At 42.9% G+C, this 22,132-nt stretch carries 18 protein-coding genes and 1 pseudogene; 9 read left to right on the top strand and 10 right to left on the bottom strand.

Annotated elements, in window-relative coordinates:
• Positions 1 to 16 precede the first annotated feature (16 nt).
• A complete protein-coding gene (gene mnmA / locus B4Q04_RS18755; RefSeq protein ID WP_088697708.1) occupies positions 17 to 1,207 on the bottom strand; it encodes a tRNA 2-thiouridine(34) synthase MnmA in 1,191 nt (396 codons plus the stop codon).
• Positions 1,208 to 1,435: 228 nt separating this feature from the next.
• Between mnmA and B4Q04_RS18750 the strand changes: the two genes are divergently transcribed.
• Positions 1,436 to 2,806, top strand: a complete 1,371-nt coding sequence (locus B4Q04_RS18750; protein WP_088697707.1) for a fasciclin domain-containing protein — start codon at positions 1,436 to 1,438, stop codon at positions 2,804 to 2,806.
• Positions 2,807 to 3,169: 363 nt separating this feature from the next.
• Here B4Q04_RS18750 and yidC read toward each other — a convergent pair whose 3' ends face one another.
• The 3 genes from yidC to B4Q04_RS18735 all read right to left on the bottom strand — a co-directional run bounded on the left by yidC (position 3,170) and on the right by B4Q04_RS18735 (position 7,057).
• Positions 3,170 to 5,020, bottom strand: a complete 1,851-nt coding sequence (gene yidC, locus B4Q04_RS18745; protein WP_013991937.1) for a membrane protein insertase YidC — start codon at positions 5,018 to 5,020, stop codon at positions 3,170 to 3,172.
• 128 nt (positions 5,021 to 5,148) lie between these two features.
• A complete protein-coding gene (locus tag B4Q04_RS18740; RefSeq protein WP_013991938.1) occupies positions 5,149 to 6,765 on the bottom strand; it encodes a CTP synthase in 1,617 nt (538 codons plus the stop codon).
• Positions 6,766 to 6,823: 58 nt separating this feature from the next.
• The gene (locus B4Q04_RS18735; RefSeq protein ID WP_046287303.1) at positions 6,824 to 7,057 is read right to left on the bottom strand and encodes a DUF3820 family protein; all 234 of its coding nucleotides are present in this window, start codon (positions 7,055 to 7,057) and stop codon (positions 6,824 to 6,826) included.
• Here B4Q04_RS18735 and B4Q04_RS23185 point away from each other — a divergent pair.
• Together B4Q04_RS23185 and B4Q04_RS18730 are read left to right on the top strand one after the other, a co-directional pair.
• Positions 7,044 to 7,097, top strand: a pseudogene (locus B4Q04_RS23185) (hypothetical protein); the annotation flags it as partial. The gene B4Q04_RS18735 and the pseudogene B4Q04_RS23185 sit on opposite strands and share 14 nt — an antisense overlap.
• Positions 7,098 to 7,106: 9 nt before the next feature.
• Complete coding sequence (locus tag B4Q04_RS18730; RefSeq protein WP_013991940.1) at positions 7,107 to 7,976, top strand: hydroxypyruvate isomerase family protein; 870 nt, start codon at positions 7,107 to 7,109, stop codon at positions 7,974 to 7,976.
• Positions 7,977 to 8,010: 34 nt separating this feature from the next.
• Here the strand turns inward: B4Q04_RS18730 and B4Q04_RS18725 are convergent, their stop codons facing one another.
• Positions 8,011 to 8,757 carry a LytR/AlgR family response regulator transcription factor gene (locus tag B4Q04_RS18725; RefSeq protein ID WP_013991941.1) on the bottom strand — a complete coding sequence of 249 codons (747 nt, stop codon included), beginning with the start codon at positions 8,755 to 8,757 and terminating at the stop codon, positions 8,011 to 8,013.
• A gap of 7 nt (positions 8,758 to 8,764) precedes the next feature.
• Positions 8,765 to 10,843 (bottom strand): tetratricopeptide repeat protein, encoded by a 2,079-nt coding sequence (locus tag B4Q04_RS18720; RefSeq protein ID WP_088697706.1) that lies wholly within the window; start codon positions 10,841 to 10,843, stop codon positions 8,765 to 8,767.
• A gap of 244 nt (positions 10,844 to 11,087) precedes the next feature.
• On the opposite strand from B4Q04_RS18720, the gene B4Q04_RS18715 reads away from it, so the two are divergent.
• The 4 genes from B4Q04_RS18715 to B4Q04_RS18700 all read left to right on the top strand — a co-directional run bounded on the left by B4Q04_RS18715 (position 11,088) and on the right by B4Q04_RS18700 (position 13,371).
• Positions 11,088 to 11,738: a hypothetical protein gene (locus B4Q04_RS18715; protein WP_088697705.1), complete on the top strand. Its 651-nt coding sequence runs from the start codon at positions 11,088 to 11,090 to the stop codon at positions 11,736 to 11,738.
• Between the two features lie 36 nt (positions 11,739 to 11,774).
• Positions 11,775 to 12,059 (top strand): hypothetical protein, encoded by a 285-nt coding sequence (locus tag B4Q04_RS18710; RefSeq protein ID WP_013991945.1) that lies wholly within the window; start codon positions 11,775 to 11,777, stop codon positions 12,057 to 12,059.
• 41 nt (positions 12,060 to 12,100) lie between these two features.
• Positions 12,101 to 12,655: a hypothetical protein gene (locus tag B4Q04_RS18705; protein WP_088697704.1), complete on the top strand. Its 555-nt coding sequence runs from the start codon at positions 12,101 to 12,103 to the stop codon at positions 12,653 to 12,655.
• A 185-nt stretch (positions 12,656 to 12,840) separates the two neighbouring features.
• Positions 12,841 to 13,371, top strand: coding sequence for a hypothetical protein (locus B4Q04_RS18700; RefSeq protein WP_013991947.1), 531 nt, complete (start codon positions 12,841 to 12,843; stop codon positions 13,369 to 13,371).
• A 36-nt stretch (positions 13,372 to 13,407) separates the two neighbouring features.
• On the opposite strand, the gene B4Q04_RS18695 is transcribed toward B4Q04_RS18700, so the two are convergent.
• The 4 genes from B4Q04_RS18695 to guaA all read right to left on the bottom strand — a co-directional run bounded on the left by B4Q04_RS18695 (position 13,408) and on the right by guaA (position 18,146).
• Entirely contained in the window at positions 13,408 to 13,956 is a 549-nt protein-coding gene (locus B4Q04_RS18695) for a DUF922 domain-containing protein (RefSeq protein ID WP_236631049.1), read from the bottom strand.
• Positions 13,944 to 14,348: an OsmC family protein gene (locus B4Q04_RS18690; RefSeq protein WP_088697702.1), complete on the bottom strand. Its 405-nt coding sequence runs from the start codon at positions 14,346 to 14,348 to the stop codon at positions 13,944 to 13,946. The genes B4Q04_RS18695 and B4Q04_RS18690 overlap by 13 nt, the downstream gene beginning before the upstream one ends.
• Positions 14,349 to 14,442: 94 nt before the next feature.
• Positions 14,443 to 16,611, bottom strand: a complete 2,169-nt coding sequence (locus tag B4Q04_RS18685) for a LysM peptidoglycan-binding domain-containing protein (RefSeq protein WP_013991950.1) — start codon at positions 16,609 to 16,611, stop codon at positions 14,443 to 14,445.
• A 2-nt stretch (positions 16,612 to 16,613) separates the two neighbouring features.
• Entirely contained in the window at positions 16,614 to 18,146 is a 1,533-nt protein-coding gene (gene guaA / locus B4Q04_RS18680) for a glutamine-hydrolyzing GMP synthase (protein WP_013991951.1), read from the bottom strand.
• Between the two features lie 597 nt (positions 18,147 to 18,743).
• Between guaA and B4Q04_RS18670 the strand changes: the two genes are divergently transcribed.
• Positions 18,744 to 21,215 (top strand): TonB-dependent receptor, encoded by a 2,472-nt coding sequence (locus tag B4Q04_RS18670; protein ID WP_236631048.1) that lies wholly within the window; start codon positions 18,744 to 18,746, stop codon positions 21,213 to 21,215.
• A gap of 3 nt (positions 21,216 to 21,218) precedes the next feature.
• Positions 21,219 to 22,106 carry a DUF4249 family protein gene (locus B4Q04_RS18665; protein ID WP_088697700.1) on the top strand — a complete coding sequence of 296 codons (888 nt, stop codon included), beginning with the start codon at positions 21,219 to 21,221 and terminating at the stop codon, positions 22,104 to 22,106.
• Positions 22,107 to 22,132 lie beyond the last annotated feature (26 nt).

Raw genomic sequence — 22,132 nt, 5'->3', positions numbered from 1 at the left:
TATTGAAAAATTTCCTTTATGAAATTACTCCCGACCCAATAAGTTCATCGCCTAGGTACCATGCCGCAAACTGACCTTCGGTAATTGCGGATTGCTTTTCCTCGAAATCTACATACAATCCTCCATCGACTTTATACAAGCTTGCTTTCTGCAAGGGTTGACGATATCGAATTCGGGCCATTACCTCAAGTGTTTCACCATCGTTCAGCGCCAAATCGGTACGCACCCAATGCAATTCTTCATCGGTTATAAAGAGGGTCCTTCTGTACAGACCGGGGTGCGATTTACCCTGCCCCGTATAAATCACGTTTTCGTCCACATCGGTATCGATTACGAACAGGGGTTCTTTGGTTCCCCCAACATCAAGACCTTTACGCTGCCCCTTGGTGAAATAATGTGCCCCTTGATGTTCGCCTACCACCTTACCGTCTGAAACGCTGTATATAGGCTTTTCGGAATAAAAGGCTAGTTCCGCCTGTTTGCTTTCAAACTGGGGCCGTTCTTTTTGGTATTGGGAAACATCCGACGGCACTTCAACAATAACCCCTTTTTTAGGCTTCAATTTTTGTTGAAGAAATTCCGGCAAACGCACCTTTCCTATAAAACAAAGTCCCTGTGAATCTTTTTTATCGGCCGTAATCAAATTATTATCAGCCGCGATCTGTCGAACTTCCGGCTTGTTCAAATCCCCAATGGGAAACAAGGTTTTTGACAATTGCTCCTGGGAAAGCTGACACAGAAAATAGGACTGGTCTTTGTTCCCGTCGACACCTGCCAAAAGTTGGTAGGTTTCCGAACCATCTTCATTCTTAATGATTCCCTTTCTGCAATAGTGGCCCGTAGCTACGTAATCGGCACCCAGTTGCAAGGCAATATCCATGAATACATCGAATTTTATTTCACGGTTGCAGAGCACATCAGGATTTGGGGTACGTCCTTTTTCATATTCCGCGAACATATAATCTACGATCCGTTCCTTATACTGAACGCTTAAATCTACGGTCTGAAAAGGTATCCCCAACTTTTCGGCCACGATCAAAGCATCGTTACTATCTTCCAACCACGGGCATTCTTCCGAAATAGTAACCGAATCATCGTGCCAATTCTTCATAAACAAGCCTATAACCTCATACCCCTGCTCTTTCAAGAGGTATGCCGTTACACTTGAATCCACCCCTCCCGAGAGGCCTACAACTACTTTTTTCATGATAATAAATAAGAGGACAAAATTAGTCAATAAACACGGATTCCACCTTTTCAAATCCAATTTTAGCATTCCCTTAAACTTAAAAGTGTTCAACTTTTGTTCAATAAAGTTAAACAAAACTATATTTTTAGCTTAAATTGCATCAGATTTAACTTAAGGAAGTGGGTAAGGATGATACATAGGGTATTGTATTCTGTCCATTTAATATGAACATTTAATATATGTATTATGACTCTCAACAATTTTAAAAGCTTATTAGGCTTAGCCTTTACCGTAGTAATGTTCGTCTCTTGTAGCGACGATGACAACGCCCCCGTTGTTCCCATGGAACCCGAGACCGATATTGTAGATATCGCCATTACCGACCCCAATCTTTCTATTTTAGTGGAAGCCCTTGGCGAAGCCGATTTGGTTTCTACCCTCCAAGGAGATGGCCCCTTTACAGTTTTCGCCCCGACCGATGCGGCCTTTCAGGCTTTTTTGAGCGATAACAATTTCGCTTCGTTAGACGATATTCCCGAAGAAACCCTAAGACAGGTTCTTTTGAATCACGTAGTAAGTGGCAACGTAAAAGCCGCCGATTTAGAATCTACCTACTACACTTCCTCTTCTACCGCAGGGGTTGATGGTAAAAACCTCAGTCTCTACGTCAATATTGAAGATGGGGTGACCATTAATGGTTCATCAGTAACCACGGCCGACATTGAGGCCTCTAACGGAACCATACATGTAGTAGACATGGTAATAGGCCTACCGAACATTGTAGACCATGCCACTTATAACGGTGCCTTTACGGACTTGGTTGCGGCATTGACGGCGGACAACAACACCGTGTTTACCGACCTATTAAGTGATACTGAGGAAAAGTTTACCGTATTCGCCCCGACCAACGATGCATTTACCGCATTTGAGAACCTGAACGAGAATGCTTTGAACGACATCCTTTCAAACCATGTTATTATGGGTGCGGCCCTTGCTGCCGGTGACTTAAGTAACAGCTATGCAAATACTGTAGCGGCAAATGAAGATGGAGATAATCTGAGCATTTATGTAAATACCGATGACGGCGTTGTATTGAACGGAACAAGCCAAGTAATCATCAGCGATGTAGTAACCACCAACGGTATTATACACGCAGTGGATATGGTAATCGATTTACCTACCATTGTTACTTTTGCCACTGCTGACAGTGAAAACTTCTCAACTTTAGTGAGCGTACTTACTGCCGAGGGACAACCCGATTTCGTAAGCATACTCAGCTCTACCACGGAAGATACACCCTTTACCGTCTTTGCTCCGGTAAACAGTGCTTTTGCGGCACTAGCCGAAGTACCTGAGGGAGAAGATCTGACCGCGGTCTTAACACACCACGTCATAGCAGAGGCCAATATTGTTTCTGGGGATTTAAGTGACGGACTGGTTTCGCCAGCAACCCTACAAGGGGACGCCCTCACCTTTACCGCCGCCAATGATTCGTTTACCATAACGGACGGTGCCGGAAATTCAGGAATCAATATTGTCAAGGCCGATGTTCAGGCCATGAACGGTGTAATTCATGCCGTAGATACCGTTTTACTGCCCAGTACCACCGAAGAATAATATTCAATTATCCATTATAAGAGTAAAGCCGCTGAATTCAGCGGCTTTTTTTTGTTCGTATCCGTAGTTCAAATATCAGTTTACAACTAACGGTCTTTCAACTTTCCATTCTTAAACCCGTCAGATGAAGGACTTTAAAAAAGACTTTCTATCGATGATTTTGATTTTAAACAAATCAGACAACAAGCCCTACTGAGTTAGCATACAAAAACAGCCACTTGACAACTCTATTTTTTTTTAACTGTAGTTATGGCGCATCTTTGGAGTCCCAAATCTTACCAAACTAACTGAATGCTAAAAAAAACCCCGACAGAAATGTCAGGGTTTTTTGTTTTATAAATAAGCGATACTGAAGTCAGTCGATTACTTCTTACCGGTTTTCTTTTGTTCTTCGGCCTGCTCCATCATTTCGCGCATTCTTCGCTGAAACTTGTTTTCCTTTTTAGGCTTCTTTTTGTTCTCTTGAATTTGCGCATGGATTTTCGCATCGTCCAAAATGAAATTCTTGATGACCAACATAATACCAATGGTAATCAAGTTCGAAACAAAGTAGTACAAACTCAATCCACTTGCATAGTTGTTAAAGAAGAACAACATCATAACCGGCATCAGATACATGATAAACTTCATGTTAGGCATACCTGGTTGTTGCGGCATGTTCTGACCTGTGGTCATCGTCATATAGAAGAATATGGCAATAGAGGCCAAAATCGGAAACAAACTAACGTGATCCCCATAAAACGGAATATGGAAAGGCAAATTGGCCACTACGTCATATGACGATAAATCGTCCGCCCATAAAAATGGTTTTTGACGCAAGGCGAAAGAGGTCGGGAAAAACATGAACAAGGCGTAAAAAATCGGCATTTGCAATAATGCGGGAATACAACCGCTCATCGGGCTTACACCTGCCTTACCATAAAGCTTCATGGTCTCTTGTTGCTTCTTCATGGCGTTATCTTTGTACTTCTCCCCTAGCTCTGCCAACTCGGGCTTCAACACCTTCATTTTTGCCTGTGACAAGTACGACTTGTAGGTTACGGGCGACATCGCCAACCGAACCAATATGGTCATCACCACAATGGCTACACCAAAGGGCAAGAAAGAGCTCAAGAACGAATAGAAGGGAGTGAACAGATATCGGTTCAACCACCCAAAAATACCCCATCCGAAAGGAATGGAATCATCAAGACCCAACTCTTTATATTGACTTAATACCTTTACGTCGGTAGGGCCGTAATACCAGAACATATTATGCGCCAGCTCGCCGGCGGTAAGCTCCAATGGCACGGTAGCACCGAACAATTTGGTGAACTGGGTGTCTTTGCTCTCTTCCTCCACTAAATTACGCGAAGTAAGGTCAGCTGTTTTAAAATTGTTTTTGGTGGCCAGGATCGAACTGAAGAAATGTTGGCGGTACGATATCCACTTTACATCTTCCTCCGTTTCCTCGTCGTCACTGGTAAGCGACAAGTAATCTATTTTTCCATCGTCGTGGTTATAGGTCAGCTCGGTGTACCTATTTTCGTATTCCACACTTTTACTGTGCCTGATACCTTTAAGTTTCCAGCTCAGCTCAACGGGCTTGCTACTGTCGATGATACCGTTCAGACCTTGTGAGCGAATGGTGAAATCAACGAGGTAGTCGCCTTTTTTCATTTCGTACCGGAATTCCAAGAACTGCGAAGGACCTGCCTTGGCCTTCATGGAGAGTACCTTATTACCGTTACTTTCGCTCAACGACGGTACAAAGTACAAATCCTTGGTGTTGAGTACGCGGTTATCGGTGGTAGTAAAATCAAGTCCGAAAGACGCGTTGCCTTCGTGTACCAAATAAACCGGAATAGAGTCGTACGTATGGTATTGCTTCATTCGGGCTTCGATAATCTGCCCACCCTTGTTACTGATTTTCAACGAAAGCAGTTCGTTGTCCAGTTCAGTAACCTTATCGGAAGGGGTCGTATACCCGAATGCACCTATTTTACCCTGATAATTGGCAATAGCCGTAGAATCTTGAAGGTTGATTTCGGCCGGGGCATCTACCGCTACCGACTGAACGTCGTTTTCAACTTTCTCCACTACCTGTTCCTCTTGAGCTTTTTGGGCCTCGAGCTCTTCGGGAGTAGGCCTATTCTGATAAAACATAAATATCAGTATCCCAAAAATCAGCACAAAACCGATTATGGAATTGATGTCTACTTTCTTTTCTTCCATCTAATTAATTGTTTTTAGACTACCCACGATGGTTACATATTGAATCGCAGTGCCAAATACTAGGGTTTGGTCCAGTCAATTTGCAAATATATGTCCAAAACCGCATTTTATGCCATACTGGCATTGTTTTATTGCGTTTTATGCGCTAATGCTGCCTTTACAAAGCCAACGAAAAGCGGGTGCGGACTTGCGACCGTACTTTTATATTCAGGATGATATTGCACACCGATAAACCATGGATGCTCAGGTATTTCGACAATTTCCACCAAATTGGTTTTTTTGTTGATACCCGTAGCCTTAAGTCCCTTTGCCTCAAGTTGCGCCTTGTAATCACTATTAAATTCATAGCGGTGACGATGTCTTTCGGAGATACTTTCGGCACCGTTATATACCTTTTTGACCAAACTGCCCTCAAGAAGTTCACAGTCCCAGGCCCCTAATCTCATAGTCCCCCCCTTATTGGTTACCGTTTTTTGCTCCTCCATTAAATTAATAACAGGATTTGGGGTGTTTTCGTCCATTTCGGTAGAATTGGCATCCTTAAGGCCCAAAACGTTGCGCGCATATTCAATGACCGCCATTTGCATACCCAAACAGATTCCCAAGAAAGGAATATTGTTTTCGCGGGCATGTTGAACCGCCTTGATCTTACCTTCTATACCCCGTTCACCAAAACCTGGTGCCACAAGAATACCGTCTAGGTCCTTTAATTTTTTCTGCAAACTTTTTTCGGAGAGGTGTTCCGAATGAATGGACTTTACGTTCACCCTAACCTCGTTCACTGCCCCTGCATGTATAAAAGCCTCTAAAATGGACTTATACGAATCTTGAAGTTCAACATACTTACCGATCAAACCGATATTGACTTCGTTTTTCGGATTTTTATGCTGCCCTAAAAACTCTTTCCATTGGGTAAGGTCCGGTTCTATATCGTCGCGCAGTGCCAGTTTCTTGAGTACTACGGTATCCAACCCCTCTTCTTGCATTAACAACGGAACGTCGTAAATGGTCGATGCATCAATGGATTGTATAACCGCTTCCCTTTTTACATTGCAGAAAAGCGCCAATTTATCTTTGATCTCATCTGAAATCTCGTGTTCGGTACGGCACACCAAAACATCGGCCTTGATACCGCTTTCCATCAAGGTTTTTACGGAGTGCTGTGTAGGCTTGGTCTTTAACTCACCGGCTGCGGAAAGATAGGGCACCAAGGTAAGATGTATAACAATGGCATTGCTATCTCCCAATTCCCACAACAACTGCCTTACCGATTCGATATAAGGCAATGATTCTATATCGCCCACGGTACCGCCTATTTCGGTAATGACAATATCGTATTCGCCACTATTGCCCAAAAGCTGTACACGTCGTTTGATTTCATTGGTAATATGAGGTACTACTTGAACGGTCTTGCCCAAAAATTCCCCCCTACGTTCTTTTTCGATCACACTCTGGTAGATCCTCCCCGTGGTAACGTTATTGGCCTGAGACGTCTTCACGTTCAAGAAACGTTCGTAATGACCAAGGTCAAGATCGGTCTCGGCCCCATCATCCGTTACATAGCATTCGCCATGTTCGTATGGGTTCAAGGTTCCCGGATCAACATTGATATACGGGTCTAATTTTTGAATAGTGGTCTTGTAGCCACGAGCCTGTAGCAATTTGGCGAGCGATGCGGCTATAATACCTTTCCCTAGAGAAGAAGTAACACCTCCCGTAACGAAAATATACTTTGTCTGCGACATATTGGTGTTCTTTGTTACGGGGCACAAAGATATAAATTGCACCGTGAAATCATAGGTATTACCTAGGAAAATCTTTTTGAATCTTCCGAATTAACGGCTCTAGTCCATTAACCTTAATTTCCAGCATGGATTTTAACAGATTTCCCAATTTTCCTTCAGGAAATCCCTTTTGTTGATACCATATCAAATATGGCTCCGGAAGATTTACCAGATATCTGCCCTTAAACTTTCCGAAAGGCATCCTATAATGTGCCAATTCTAACAATTTTTCTCTATCGGGAGCTACATTCATTTTCAAAACTAAATATTTTATCTTTATTTTAGCACAATAGCAAGAAATTATGAAACGACGAAAATTTATCGGTACATCGGCCGCTGCCTCAGTTGGACTGGTGGCCTGCAAAACTACAAATGCTATGGCTCCCGCAAGTGCTGAAAGTACAGAATTAAAAGGAAATATCAACCATAGCGTTTGCCGCTGGTGCTACAAGGGCATTCCCATGGAAGATTTTCTAAAAAGCCTGAATCAACTCGGTATAAAGGCTATGGACCTTACCGGACCTGAAGATTGGCCCTTGATGAAAAAATACGGTATTCACGCCTCTATGTGCTGGGGTGCCGGATTTGGTATTGAAAAAGGATGGAACGACCCTTCCCTTCATGCCGAACTTATTGCCGATTACTCCCAACATATTCCAAAAGTGGCCGAAGCCGGTTACACCAACTTGATCTGCTTTAGCGGAAACAGAAACGGCATGGACGACGCAGAAGGATTAAAGAACTGCGCGGAAGGACTAAAAAAAATAATGCCCATTGCCGAAAAGCACGGTGTAGTGCTACAAATGGAACTACTCAACTCTAAGGTAAACCACCCTGATTACATGTGCGATACCAGCGCATGGGGTGTTGAATTATGCAAGGCCATCGGTTCGGAAAACTTTAAACTGCTTTATGACATCTACCATATGCAAATTATGGAAGGAGACATCATTCGCAATATTCAAGACTATCACCAATATTTCGGACACTACCACACTGGTGGAAATCCTGGCCGAAACGAAATCAACGATACGCAAGAGCTCTTTTATCCTGCCATCATGAAGGCTATTTTAGCAACCGGCTTCAAAGGCTATGTTGCCCAAGAATTTATACCGACCTGGGACGATAAAATCGCGGCCCTTAAAGAAGGCGTCACCATTTGCGACGTTTAAAAAATCGCTAAACCTTCCTTCGGGAAGGTTTTTTTTATCCCATTAATTTCTTCAAAAAGTCTTCTTTTCTGCGTACCGCCACCTCTATGTGCGAACCATCGTTCATAAGGGCATAGCCTCCTTTTCCCTTTACATACTTATCCACACAGCTTAAGTTGACCAGATGCGATTGGTGCGTTCTATAAAAATGGTGTTTTTCAAGAAGGGCTTCAAAATATTTTAGGGTCTTGGCCACGGTAAGTTTTCTATCGGCCTTTAAAAACAAGTGGGTATAATTCACATCCGATTGACAGCGGACAATATCGGTTATCGCGATCATTGAAAGTCCGTCTACCGTAGGCACGGCTATTTTTCGGAAATTACTGGCTTTTTGATTGTCGAGGTTATAAAATAGCACTTCCATTTTTTTAGAGATTTCCTGTAGGGAAATTTTCTCCCTTAGTTTCTCTAGGGCGACATGCAAGTCGTCTTCCGCAATGGGCTTCAACAAATAATCGAGGGCGGAGAACTTAAAGGCCTCTAAGGCGTACGTATCGTATCCGGTGGTAAAAATGACCTCAAAATTCACATGGGGCAATTCTTGAAGTAGCTCAAATCCGGTCCTATCGTGCAATTGTACATCTAAGAATACCACTTGAGGGTTATGTTTTTTTATAGCTACCACCCCTTCATCAAAGGAAGAAACCATACTTTCCACCTGTATAGCGCCATGAGCACCCAACAATGAGAATAAGCGGTCTTGACAGTGCTTTTCGTCATCTATAATAATCGCTCTCAACATAAAATCTTTAAAATTGAAGTTCCAAAGGCAATTTCAGCTCTACTCGCACTCCTTCTTTTTTATCGAATACGCGAATGCTTCCGTTTTCCTTTTTCAACTGATTGATAATATCCAGTCTGTTTTTGGTAATCTTTAACCCCATTGAAGTCTTCCCATTATGGGTAGCCACGTTTTTCTGTCGCCCTACCCCATCATCATCTACCGTACAGACCAAAAACCGATCTTGACACTTTATGGATACGTCAATTTGCCCGATAGTTTCTTTTGGGGCCATGCCATGCCAAATACTGTTCTCTATAAAAGGCTGCAAAATTAAAGGCGGCACCATGGTGTTCCCCACATCAACCTGCTCCCCTATATGAAAAGAGTACCCAAATTTATCTTTTAAACGCAATGCTTCAATCTGCAAATACAATTCCATAAGCTCAAGGTCTTCCTCCAAGGATATCCATTTTTTCTCAGAGCTTTCTAAAATAGCCCTGATCAATTTGGAGAATTTTACCAGAAAACCATTAGCGGTCTCCAAATCATTCTTGGCCATATAATCACTTATGGAATTCATGGCATTGAATATAAAATGCGGATTCATTTGAGAACGCAACGCCTTCAGTTCGGTTTCGGCAACCCTGGTCTTGAACTCCGAAATCTTCTTTTCAGACAACACCTTCTCCCTTTTCTTATACAATTGAAAAGCCACTACAAGAAAAACAACGATCAACGATGCCCCTATTGTCAAGCCCCCGATCATCAGTTCTTGACGTTCCATTTCCATTTTGGAAACAGCCTGTTTTTTCTCATGGGCCGTCTGAAGTGCCGACTTTTCCTTTTCATACTCATACTCGGCCTCGAGAAGCGCTATTTCTTCTTTCTTTTCTACCGAAGCAAAACTATCGCGCAAGACCACGGCCTCGGTCTTGTTTTTATAAGCCCCTTTATAATTTCCCATTTCACTTTGCAAGGAAGCCAACTGTTCTAGGGCATTGAACTGCAGGTTTACACTACCCGCACCTTTCGCATATTGAAAAGAGGCTTGGTAATTTTCTTCGGCCCGTTTCAAATTTTTATGCGCCCCCAAGGCATAGCAATCTCCTAGATACCGATGAACAATAGCCAAGTTATTGGTATTCTTCAACTTTTCATAAATCTTCTGGGTCTTTTCAAAATATGGTACCGCCTCAGCATATTGGCCTATTTCAGAATATGCAATACCCATGTTGGTCAAAGCACTGGCCACCCCTCTTTCATTTTTGTTCTTTTCCATGATATCATGGGCCTGCTTATAACTTTCAATGGCTTTTTCAGAATTTCCGGTATCGTTGTACACCCTCCCAAGATTGGTAAGGGCATTGGCTACACCTTCCTGAAAATCATTCTTTTCAAAAAACAAAAGGGCCTTTTTCTGGAATTCTTCAGCTAGCCCAAATTTTTCCAACCGAGCATACAATAGTCCGATATTACTTAGGATGGAAGCGTATTGTCGATCTTCGGTCAACCCTAGGTCTTCATAAATACGTTTGGCATCAAGGTAACTTTTCAGGGCTTCGGGATACTGGGAGAGGTACATATGATTAATACCTATACTATTGAGCATTTTAGCCATCAAAAAACTATCCTTTGCCTTCTCAAAAACCTCATAGGCCCTTCGGTTATTATCATTTGCCCGGGCATAGTCAGATTCATTAAAATAAACCAGACCCTTATTGTATATCAATCGGGCAAGCCCCTGAAGATCGCCCATACGCCTTCTGACCTCCATAGCCTTGTCGTAAGAGGCCAAGGCCAAAGAGTCTTGGCCCAAGGCGCTATAATTATGCCCTTGGTAGGCATACGCGGTTGCGATTCCCGGATGATTTTGCAGTTTATGCCCCAATTCTATGGCTTCGGTCGACCGAGCAATCCCGGCCGCAGGGTCTACGGAGTAATAGGTATAGGCCAATTCATTCAAGATATTCAATCGAAGCGTATCTTGCTTCAAATGCCCCTTCAAAAGCAAGCTCAAGCTATCGATCTTGGGCCGTTGTGCATGTACACCAAACAAAGACAATAAGAGCAATACGGTAAGCACTTTTATTCTGGGTAAGGGCATATGCACAAGTCATGTATAACGCCTCAAATTTAACAGTTTCAATGAAGTATGCACTACCAAAGGCCGTAAATATTGTGATAATTTGTTCTTTTTGAGGTCTGTACATAAAAAAACGAAGCTATTACGATTATAGCAAAAAAACCGACACATACCATACCTAGCATCACGCTTAATAAATGCAAATCGGAAGCCACACCACTTCTTCCTATTTTCACCCCGTCAAACCCAACAACGTATTGCCACTATGAGAAACCATCACTACAACCGAATCATCCTTGTCATTACCCTTATGTCCTTTCTGGCCGTTGGATGTGACAACCACCCCATCAACGAGCTTACCGAAGACCTCGCAGATGAATTTGAAGCAGTCGACACGGGAAAAGAAAATGAAAAAGAAGAGGAAGAAGAGGAAGTCCAGGAAATCATAGGAACTATGACCGCCAAGGTAAATGAAAGCAACTTCGCCACCCCTGATTTTTTAGAACTGACAGGCGCAGGTGTCTCTATAAACAAGGGGTACTATTTTTTACAGATTTCAGGTTTTGATGTCGAATTAGGCCTAAAAAAAGCCCAATATATCTTACTGTCTATTTTTGGCAAGGATTTCAATTCAGTAAAATCAGGTTCGGAATGGAACACCATTGTAGAAGATGTATTGGTCGGAGGCGCTTTAGCCGCTTATTCGGAAAACATAGACACCGATGACAATGACAACACGAGTTCAACGCTTGATGTCTTGGAGAAAGTCTACATCAAAATCACCTCAATAGACCACGAGAAGCAGCTCCTATCCGGAGAATTCAGTTTTTCAGGAAAGAATAAAGACACAGGAAAAACCTATGTAGTTACCGACGGCACCTTTAAAAACTACAAATACACCATCACCAATAATTAGAACCGACCTTAAAACCTAAAAAAACATCCAAGAACCATGAAAAAACCATCACTCCTTTTTACAATGCTTTTTTTGAGCCTAGTTACCTTGAGCAACTGCAACGTTAAAGACACCATAGACGAGCTTAGCGATACACAAAAGGCACTTGATTGTGTCAACCTAATTGAAGACATTGACGAAAAATGGGATAAACAGGACAGGGACTGTGAGGAAATAAAGTCGGACGTAGCCAAGATCCTGAAAACCTGTAAAGACTTTATAAGTGCAGAACAAAAGGCACAGCTAGAATTCTATTCGGCAAATTGCGATGCGGACAATTAAAACCCTCTTAATCCAAACTTAACCAAAACCCTACCACACCAATGAAATATACCAGACTGAACTTGAACCATTACCGCACCAACCTACTTTTGCTCGGCCTAAGCTTAACGGTAGCCTGCAGCAGCAATTCCGAAGAGACCGGCGAAACCGACACACCCAAGACCTATGGAACGATACAACTATCCGGAGAAGAAACCGGCAACATAGGTTCATCGTTACAAGTCGGACATATCGCTATTGGCCGTTCTGACCTGACCGGACATGCCAAAACCATAATCTTGACCGACAACAACACCAAAATAGATGAAAACGGCCCTATTCCCAGCGACCTGAAAAACAATTTTATCATTATAGGCTTAGATCTTGGCGAGGCACCTACCAGTAGCGCAAGCCGATCCCTATCGATGAATATAACCGTAGACGGTACCGAATACAAGCACGCCTGCGCCAGCCCGAACTTTGGCAGTTTTACCGATTGTGGTTCGGATTACCGTATAGATTTTGACAAAAAAGAGGTGTTGTTTTCAGAAACCACGGTCATCAACACAAAAACCGATGCCGTCTTGACCATGAACGGAACCGTAAAGTGGGATTGACCTCCCGCCAACAAAAACAAATTGCGAGGAAGTCCACCAATGCCTCCTTATTCTTTTTCCCTCAGACCTGAAGCGCCCCCCTTCTTTTCCACTAAATAATAAAGAGAAGGAAAATATATTAAAAATATGTACGTAATTTTACGCCAGCGCTTTTAAAATAACGACTTCATTAAACATAATTAAAAATGAGAAAATCGATTACCCTATTAGCAGTATTTACTTTTTTAGTACAGTTTGCATCGGCCCAAGAATTTGAAGTAGGCTCGAATGTAATCAATGCCGGTATAGGTTTAGGCGGCTATTACGGAGGATACAATACCTCTACGGAAAGCCCTGTATTTAGCGCCAGCTACGAAAGAGGTGTTTGGGACATGCCCGGCCCCGGTGTTATAAGTCTTGGAGGCTACCTTGGCTACAAGAGGTTTACTTATAACAGCTCCTTTGACAATTATGATTATAGCTGGTCATACACAACCATAGGTGCCCGCGGAGCCTATCATTACACTGGTTTCGACATTGACAATCTCGACGTTTACGGTGGGGTTATGGCCTCAATGCGTATTTATAGCGGTGACAATTACAGCGATCTAAACAGCAGACCGGGCGCTAGCGCTTTTGTCGGTGGACGCTGGTATTTTTCAGATAGTTTTGCAGGTTTTGCAGAAGCCGGTTACGGGTCTTCTTTTTTGACCTTGGGCGTATCGTTCAGGTTCTAGAAACCCTAAGCATACCATAAAAAAGCCTTCCCATATTTAATTACGGGAAGGCTTTTCTTCTTTTAGGGCGGCTTTGATCCGCCTATTCCAGAGTACTTGCTTTTCTAAATTTCTGGAAAAATTGGTTTCCCGATCATATTTGTTCTGAAAGTTGCCCAACTCTTTTAAGATGGCCCTATAAATGGCCCGAACCTCAGCCTTGGCATTCATTGTAAATTGGGTCTGCGCCAGTCGTTTTCGCATTTTCCGGGCATAGAGTTCCGATATATCAAAATGCAATTGCTCGTGCCCCAGAATAATAGAATCGCACAATTCTGGGCGATACCATGATTTTTTGGGATAAAACTCGCTTTGTACCACAAAATCAAGATACAGCCGCCCTTCTTTTGTAAAAGACGTAAACGAATAACTAATTCCACTGGCCGTAGTTGCGGCGGCCCATTCGGTCTTAAAATAACTCCCCTTAAAATCGGACCACTGAAGTTTTCTATCCGCATCCCAGACGATTACCTCCTCCTCTTGGGAAAAGACCATACCGAAACCCAGAAGACATACTGCCCAAACAAAGTGTTTTAAAGCTCCCAATGAAATGTAATTGCCTTTTCTATATCTGGATGTAAACTGTAAAGCACAGGACATGTCAATGCGGTATTCTCCAATATCTTCCGGTTCTTGTCGGACACATTGGAAGGCAAAACCAATTTAGCTTCAATTTTTGAAATCCGTCTTGGTCCGGCGGCCATATGCTTCTTGATGTCGACAGTAGACCCCTTAAGGTCGACCTCCAAGCCTTTGGCCTTAATACCCATCATGGTAATCATACAACTCCCCAAACCGGTAGCAACGGTATCGGTAGGCGAAAAAGCTTGGCCCAGACCATTATTGTCCACAGGGGCATCCGTAATAAAAGAATCACCTGACCGCAGGTGCTCACATGTAGTTCTTAAATCTCCGTTATAGGTAACTTTTGAAGTCATAATCAAACAAGGGGTTATAATTCGTAAAAATGCTCGCCCCAAGTTAGCGATACGACTTTCAAAAAAGAAATAAAATTCGGGGTTGCCCCGAATTTTATTCCGCTTCCTTTATACGAAGGTCTTCCATGGTAAGGATATATGAAGATCGGTTAAAATAACCAGAAGCACCATTGCGCTCATAATCAAACTTGTTTCCCGAGTACTCGGTCTCTCCCACCGTTTTTGAAGCCTCCATAAGATTGTTCTTATAGGCCAACCGAAGCAAAAGATCAAAGGTTAGGTCAAAACCGCGAACGGCATAACGATCCGGAGCACTTCCAAAGCGCTTTTCATAGCGCTTGAAAAAAGCATCGGCAGACACAGCCTTGTACACTGACGGATAGGTAAAACGAAGATTCGACAAGTGGGCATTACTGATCACCTCGTTATCGAAGGCACTATTCTTATCCGTGGTAAACATGCGCACTTTAACCTCTTCGGTATTCAATGAATTCAAAATAGAGGTTACACTGGAAACCAACTTGAAATTATCGGTCTCAACAAATACCCAGTTTTCGGTTTTATCACTTAATAATCGGGTCAGTTTATCAATATTGATCCCGATGTTTTTCTCCTCTTGGGTCACTTTCAACGTATCGGCATCGGCAAAGGTGGCCAATAATTGACCTTTGACCCCTTGGTTTTTATCGTCGGCTATAACAATTATATGCTGATCGGTACGCTTTTCCAGGGTATAGCCTATCATCCGCTCCCGCAACAATTCTTCAGAAGTATAGGAGAAAAACACGTTCGCAAGACTTAAATCACTCTTTGCCGGTATGGGCGCTACAAGCGGCACTCGTTTACCACCCGCGCGAACCGCGGCCTCTTTTAAGGATGGCACATCCAAAGGTCCGACAATCGCACTGTACGAAGCCAGGTTTTCTTTCTGTAAGATTTCCTTGGTCTTCTCAAGGCTCAATTGGTTATCGAATGTTTTCACGTCTACCGATACCCCTAGGTCGGCAATGGAGTCTAATGCCACCAAGGCCCCTGAATAAAGACCCAAACTGTATTTTAGACTATTTCGTTTATCGATAGTATTCGCCACACGATCCTTATCGGACAAATCGAGCTTGTCTAACCTAAAAGGTAAAAGAAACATGAGCTTAGGCCTGTTTTGAACATTAATACTGTCAATGAGATTGATCTTATCAAGAACCAAGGAATTGCGTATTTCAAAATCGCCCTTCTGGTCTTTCGGCAATTTCAAGACCATACCTGCTTTCAATCCTTGGGCCAAGTCTGGGTTCAACTCTAAAAGCTCCTTGTAACTAATACCGAATTTACGGGTAAGCGAAAATTCTGTTTGCTTCGGCTTTACCTCGTAAAAGTTGTAGTTCTCCGTATTGATTTCGCCACTTGCTATTTTTTTCTGGGGAATACGGATGACCATACCTTCTTTGAGTCCGCCCCTTTCCTGAATCTCAGGATTCAAACGAACCACCTCATCGGACTTTACCCCGAATTTTTGTTCCAGTTGGAAGAAATTCATTTTTGGTGGAACGGTATAGGACAAATACAATTGTGTTTCTTGGTTCTCGACCGTACTACCTGCTATTTTAGGAAGCTTTAGCTCTTGCCCTACCGCCAAATAGTCGTTAGCCTTTGAAAGTTCCGGGTTCAAGACCTCCATACTATCTACGGTAATTCCGTATTTATAGGCGATGCTCCACCTTGTCTCCTTGGGCAATACCGTGTACGTTTCAAAATCGTCTTCATTGATTTCCAAAACATCTTCGGGTTTCACCCTTTTGTATTTAGGAATTTTTAAAGTCATTTTTCGCTTCAACTGCGAAGAATACAGCTCAGGATTGTACTTTTTGATGTCTTCCGTACCAATATGAAATCGCTTTGCGATACTATAAAGGGTCTCCCTTTTCTTTACGGTATAAGAAGTAAAACCAATGGGCTCTTCTTGGGTCTCCCCCTTATTGTTTTGCACCGAACTACTTGCCGTTTTTACGGTAGACTGTTCCGCAACGGCCTTAGCCTTACCGTCTTTTGGAATGACCAAGATGGTATTGACCCTTAAATTGTCGCCATCTTTTATCTCTTTGTTCAGCTTAAGGATGGTTTCGGTATCCACACGATATTGTTTGGCGATACTCACCAAGGTCTCACCCTTTTTTACGGCATGTGTAGTAAACTTCTGCGCAGAAGCCTTACAGCCCACAAAAACGAATAATAGAAGCGTAAAGCCTATTTTTAAAAACTGATTCATATCTATTCCCATTCAATGGTTGCGGGCGGTTTTGAACTTATGTCATATACGACCCTGTTCACGCCCGGCACTTTGTTGATAATATCGTTTGACGTCTTTTGCAAGAACTCGTATGGCAAATTCACCCAGTCGGCGGTCATACCATCGGTACTTTCTACAGCCCGCAAAGCTACGCATTTTTCATAAGTACGCTCATCTCCCATTACGCCTACACTATTTACGGGCAAAAGCATGGCCCCGGCCTGCCAAACCTTGTCATAAAGTCCCCAATCGCGTAATCCTTGGATAAAAATATGGTCTACTTCTTGCAAAATGGCCACCTTCTCCCGGGTTATATCCCCTAGTATACGAATGGCCAATCCTGGTCCTGGGAAGGGATGGCGCCCTAGACGCTCATCATCGATACCCATACTCTTACCGACCCTTCGGACTTCATCCTTAAACAACATTTTTAGCGGCTCCACCACCTCGAGTTTCATAAAATCAGGCAAGCCCCCTACATTGTGGTGGCTTTTGATGGTTGCGGACGGACCTCCCGTTGCCGAAACCGATTCAATAACATCAGGGTATATGGTACCCTGCGCCAACCATTTTACATCTTTCACCAAGTGGGCCTCATCATCGAACACATCGATAAACACCTTTCCGATAATCTTTCGTTTCTTTTCAGGATCGCTTTCCCCTGCAAGGGCATCCAAAAAGCGTGCCGAAGCATCAACCCCTTTAACGTTCAACCCCATATGTTCGTATTGATCCAGAACATCTTGAAATTCGTTCTTTCTCAACAGGCCGTTATTTACGAATATGCAATACAGGTTCTTTCCGATAGCCTTGTGCAGAAGCACTGCCGCCACGGTAGAATCAACCCCACCCGACAAACCAAGCACTACCTTGTCGTCTCCTATTTTTTGTTTCAACTCGGAAACGGTCATATCTACAAATGCATCCGGGGTCCAAGTTTGTTCAAGGCCGGCGATGTTCACCAAAAAGTTTTCCAATATTTTCTTTCCATCTTTGGAATGATAAACCTCTGGGTGGAACTGTATGGCGTAAGTACTCTCGTCTTCAATCTTATACGCAGCATGTTCTACATCGTGCGTACTGGCCAAGACCACTCCTTTTTCCGGGAGCTTCTGAATGGTATCACTATGGCTCATCCACACTTGACTCCCTTCCGAAACCCCTTCAAAGAAAGCTTCATCAGGTTTTATATACGACAGATTTGCCCGACCATACTCCCTTGTATTGGAAGGCGCAACATTACCCCCGCCGAAATGGGCAAGGTATTGGGCCCCGTAACAAACGGCCAATAGCGGCTTTTTGCCCCTGATTTGCGACAAATCGGGATGTGGCGCATCATCGGCACGTACCGAAAAGGGCGACCCCGATAAGATTACCGCTTTGTACGACGATAAATCATCAGGAAGCTTGTTATAAGGCTTTATTTCACAGAAAATATTGAGTTCTCTAACCCTTCTAGCAATGAGTTGTGTGTACTGAGAACCGAAATCGAGTATAAGGACGTTGTTTTGCATGGCCAAAAATAGGAAATTCCACTTTCTCGAAAAGACTCTTTTGTGATAATTATAATCCGTTTTTTAACAATCGTCTTTAATAAATCGGGTACGACCTTGAAACACACCCCAAACCATCACAAAAAACAAAGGGGCATTTCCCAAAAAACACCCGATCGAGACCATAAAAAAAATGATTTATTTCAATCTTACATTTTTTTAAAGGAGTCCATTTACAATATTTTTTCAATGAATCTCCCTAGGATTTCGTTTCAAAAATCAAATTTAAAGCAAAAACACAAATCATAATTTAAAACTTCATATAAAAACAATCAAATAACTGGTTTTTAAATCTTTAAATTTATTCCTACAAAATGTTAAATTGTATTAAAACAGGTAAATCAAGATCATTTTTCCTCCTAAAACGAAAGCCCGCCACTTCATCCCTCCCAAAAAACCTTTTCCTTATAAGAGCCATTTTGTACGCCAAATTATTTATCGTTTCATTAACAGCCTGCCTTAAAGATAATAACTTTCTTGCGTAAGAATTTACCACTACAAAAACATTTCATCAGTGTTTAAAAGTAGTATTTCCATCAATCAAAAAACGAACATATCTTGAAAAAAGCAATCTGCTTTACCTCATTTTTTCTAGTTCTTTTTCAACAAGGCCATGCCAAAACAAGCCACCCTCCTTCCCCGGTCGAAAATGGCATTCATAAAAATCGAAGGCTAGCCTTCGTTATCAAGAACAACTATCTACCCCCTGACCAAGACAAAGAGAAATACACCATTAGCGGATATGTTACCGAAAGTGGCAGCGGCGAACATCTCTTGGGCGTTTCCGTATATGTGCCCGAATTAAAACTGGGCACCACTACAAATGACTATGGTTTTTTCTCTTTGACCCTTCCCGAAGGAAATCACGAAGTCATCATTTCATATATCGGGTACGGAAACGAAAAACGGCAAATCAACTTATCGGAAGACCAGATACTATCCATAGCCCTGAAACCATCTACCCAAAATCTTGAGGAAGTAGTGGTTACCGCCGATGAAAGGATAAAGGAAAGTAAGGTCACCCAAATGAGCAAAGTGCAGATCAACCCTGCCGACATCCAAGACATACCGGCACTACTGGGCGAAAAAGACGCAATGAAGACCCTGCAACTGATGCCGGGTATTCAAGGGGGATCGGAAGGTAGTTCCGGTTTCTTTGTCCGAGGAGGCACGCCCGACCAAAACCTAATTATCTTAGACGATGCCGTTGTTTACAACTCCAACCACCTATTTGGCTTTTTCTCGGTCTTTAACGGTGATGCCATAAAATCGGTAGAAGCGTTCAAAGGTGGTTTTCCGGCACGCTTTGGAGGGCGGCTGTCCTCTGTCATCAAATTGGATATGAAAGACGGAAACAAAGAGAAGCTTTCCGGTAAGGTAAATATTGGCCTTATCTCGTCTTCGGCTTTGCTCGAGGGGCCCATTAATAAAGGAAAGACCTCTTTTATTGCCAGTGGCCGGCGCACCTATGCAGATATTATGGCCCGCCCCTTTATTGATAGTGAAAAGGGCAATAGAACAGGGTATTACTTTACCGATTTTAATTTTAAGATCCATCACATCTTCAGCCCAAAGGACAAATTGTTCTGGAGCAACTATTTCGGACAGGACAAATTCTACGACAACAGTGTCTATGAAGATGGGGACAGGGACAAATCACGGTTACAATGGGGAAATATTACCTCTACCCTTCGCTGGAACCACCAATTCAACAATAAGCTGTTCTCCAATACCTCGTTGATTTTCAGCAATTACAAGTTCAAAATATTGATAGAGGAAGATTTTGAAGACCAGAAGTACGAGTTCAAGAGCAGCTCGGGCATTAACGACTATACGTTAAAGACCGATTTTGATTATTACCCCAACAGCCAACACACCATTCGATTTGGGGCCAACGCCACCATACACAACTTTACACCACAACGGCTGTTGCTCAAAGATGAATTTAACCCTAACATCGACAAAGAACAAGAACTGAACTCTTTTGAAGGCGCAGTTTACGTAGAGGACGATTGGAAATTGACCGATAAATTAAGCCTATCCCCTGGACTCAGACTGAGTTATTTCAACTATAAGGACAAGCACTATGTAAATCCCGAACCTAGACTGGCATTGTCTTACAACATGAAAACCGACCTTGCCTTTAAGGCTTCATATTCGCGAATGAACCAGTACATCCACCTCTTATCGAGCTCGGGCATAGGACTGCCAACGGATTTATGGGTCTCATCTACCGACAACATAAAGCCCCAGACCTCGCAGCATTTCGCTGTGGGCGTTGCCAAAGACTTCTTCGACAAAGACTATTCAATTACCCTCGAAGGCTATTACAAGACCTTGGATGACGTTATCGCCTACAAGGAAGGGGCCTCCTTTTTAGCTATCGACGACCTCGAGACGGGAAAAAACAGCAACTGGGAGGAAAACATTACTTCAGGACAAGGTTGGGCCTACGGGGCCGAAATACTCCTTAGAAAACAAACAGGCCCGCTCACAGGCTGGCTCGGCTATACCTTATCATGGTCTGAACGACAGTTCGATGAATTGAATTTGGGCCAAAAATTCTACGACCGTTACGACCGTAGGCACGATATATCCTTAGTAGGTATTTATAAGCCGAACGAAAAAATCACCCTATCGGGAACATGGGTACTATCGACCGGAAACAACTACACCTTGCCCAACCAACAGCACATTGCCAACCCTGTTGACTTCCCTATTATCAACACCGGGGTTTACAACAACTATACGGGAATGGAAAATTTCACCACCCAACGCAACAATTTTCGCGGAGAGACCAGCCATCGGTTAGATCTCGGGGTACAATTCCACAAAAAGAAAAAGAAAGACCGAGAGCGTATTTGGGGCTTTTCCCTATACAATGCCTATGCTAGAAAGAATCCGTTCATCTATACCATCGACAATAAAGACAATGACAGTTACGACCCCGATGCCCCAATCGAAAAACAATTGACCCGGACATCGGTACTCATATTAATCCCGTCGATCAATTACACCTTTAAATTCTAAACCATGAGCAAGTACATTCAAATAAGTTTCGTATTGGCTTTGCTGTGTAGTGCATGTCAAGATCCGGTAGACGCAGACGAACTGCTCAATGAAGAAGACCGCACTTATATCGTAGGTTACATCTCGCCCGCAGACACCTTACTTTCCGTCCATGTATCGACCACCACAGCCGCGGTAGGAACGCCCATAGACTCGAACGACCCCTTGGCCGATATCGAAAAATTCATCATCAAAGATGCACGGGTCGTTATTAGTGACGAAGAAAACAATGCGGTCGAACTCACCTATAATCCCGAGAGAAAAAATTACCAAGTAGCGGCCACAGCGTTTGATGTAATCGAAGGCGGCACATATTTTCTACAGGTTTCCGCCAAAGGCAAGGACTTTACCTCAACCTGCCACATCCCTAAAAAAATACCCTCAATTACGGAAAAGATAACGCTAGGCGAAAAAAATGAGTTTTACCAAGATTATATTCTGGATATAGCTTTTCAAGATTTCGCCAACGAGAAAAACCACTACATCATAGGTGCCACGGCAGAATTAAAAGAAGGTGAACAAGTCAGTTACTTTCCTTTGGATTTTGAATTAAACAGCTTTTTAACCGATGCCATTGGCGATGGAGAGACCATAAGCCGGTACGCTACTTTTTCATACGGTTTTCCAGATGAGGCGGTCAGCGTAAAAATAACCCTGCAAGTAACAAATGTTGAAGAAATACTTTATTCGAACCTGCGCGCATCCTTTCTAAATGACTTCAACGACGGCAACCCCTTCGTAGAATACAGCATAGCGCCTAACAATATTGAGGGTGATGGTGGTATAGGCGTTTTTGCCGGTTACCAACTTACCGAAAAAGTAATTGAATACGAATTAGCGACGACCCCTTAAAAAAGTAAAAGTCCGGGATACCAAAC

Origin of the sequence: Zobellia sp. OII3, assembly GCF_002211465.1 — a bacterium.
GTDB lineage: Bacteria > Bacteroidota > Bacteroidia > Flavobacteriales > Flavobacteriaceae > Zobellia > Zobellia galactanivorans.
This window is presented reverse-complemented; position numbering and strand designations above follow the sequence as displayed.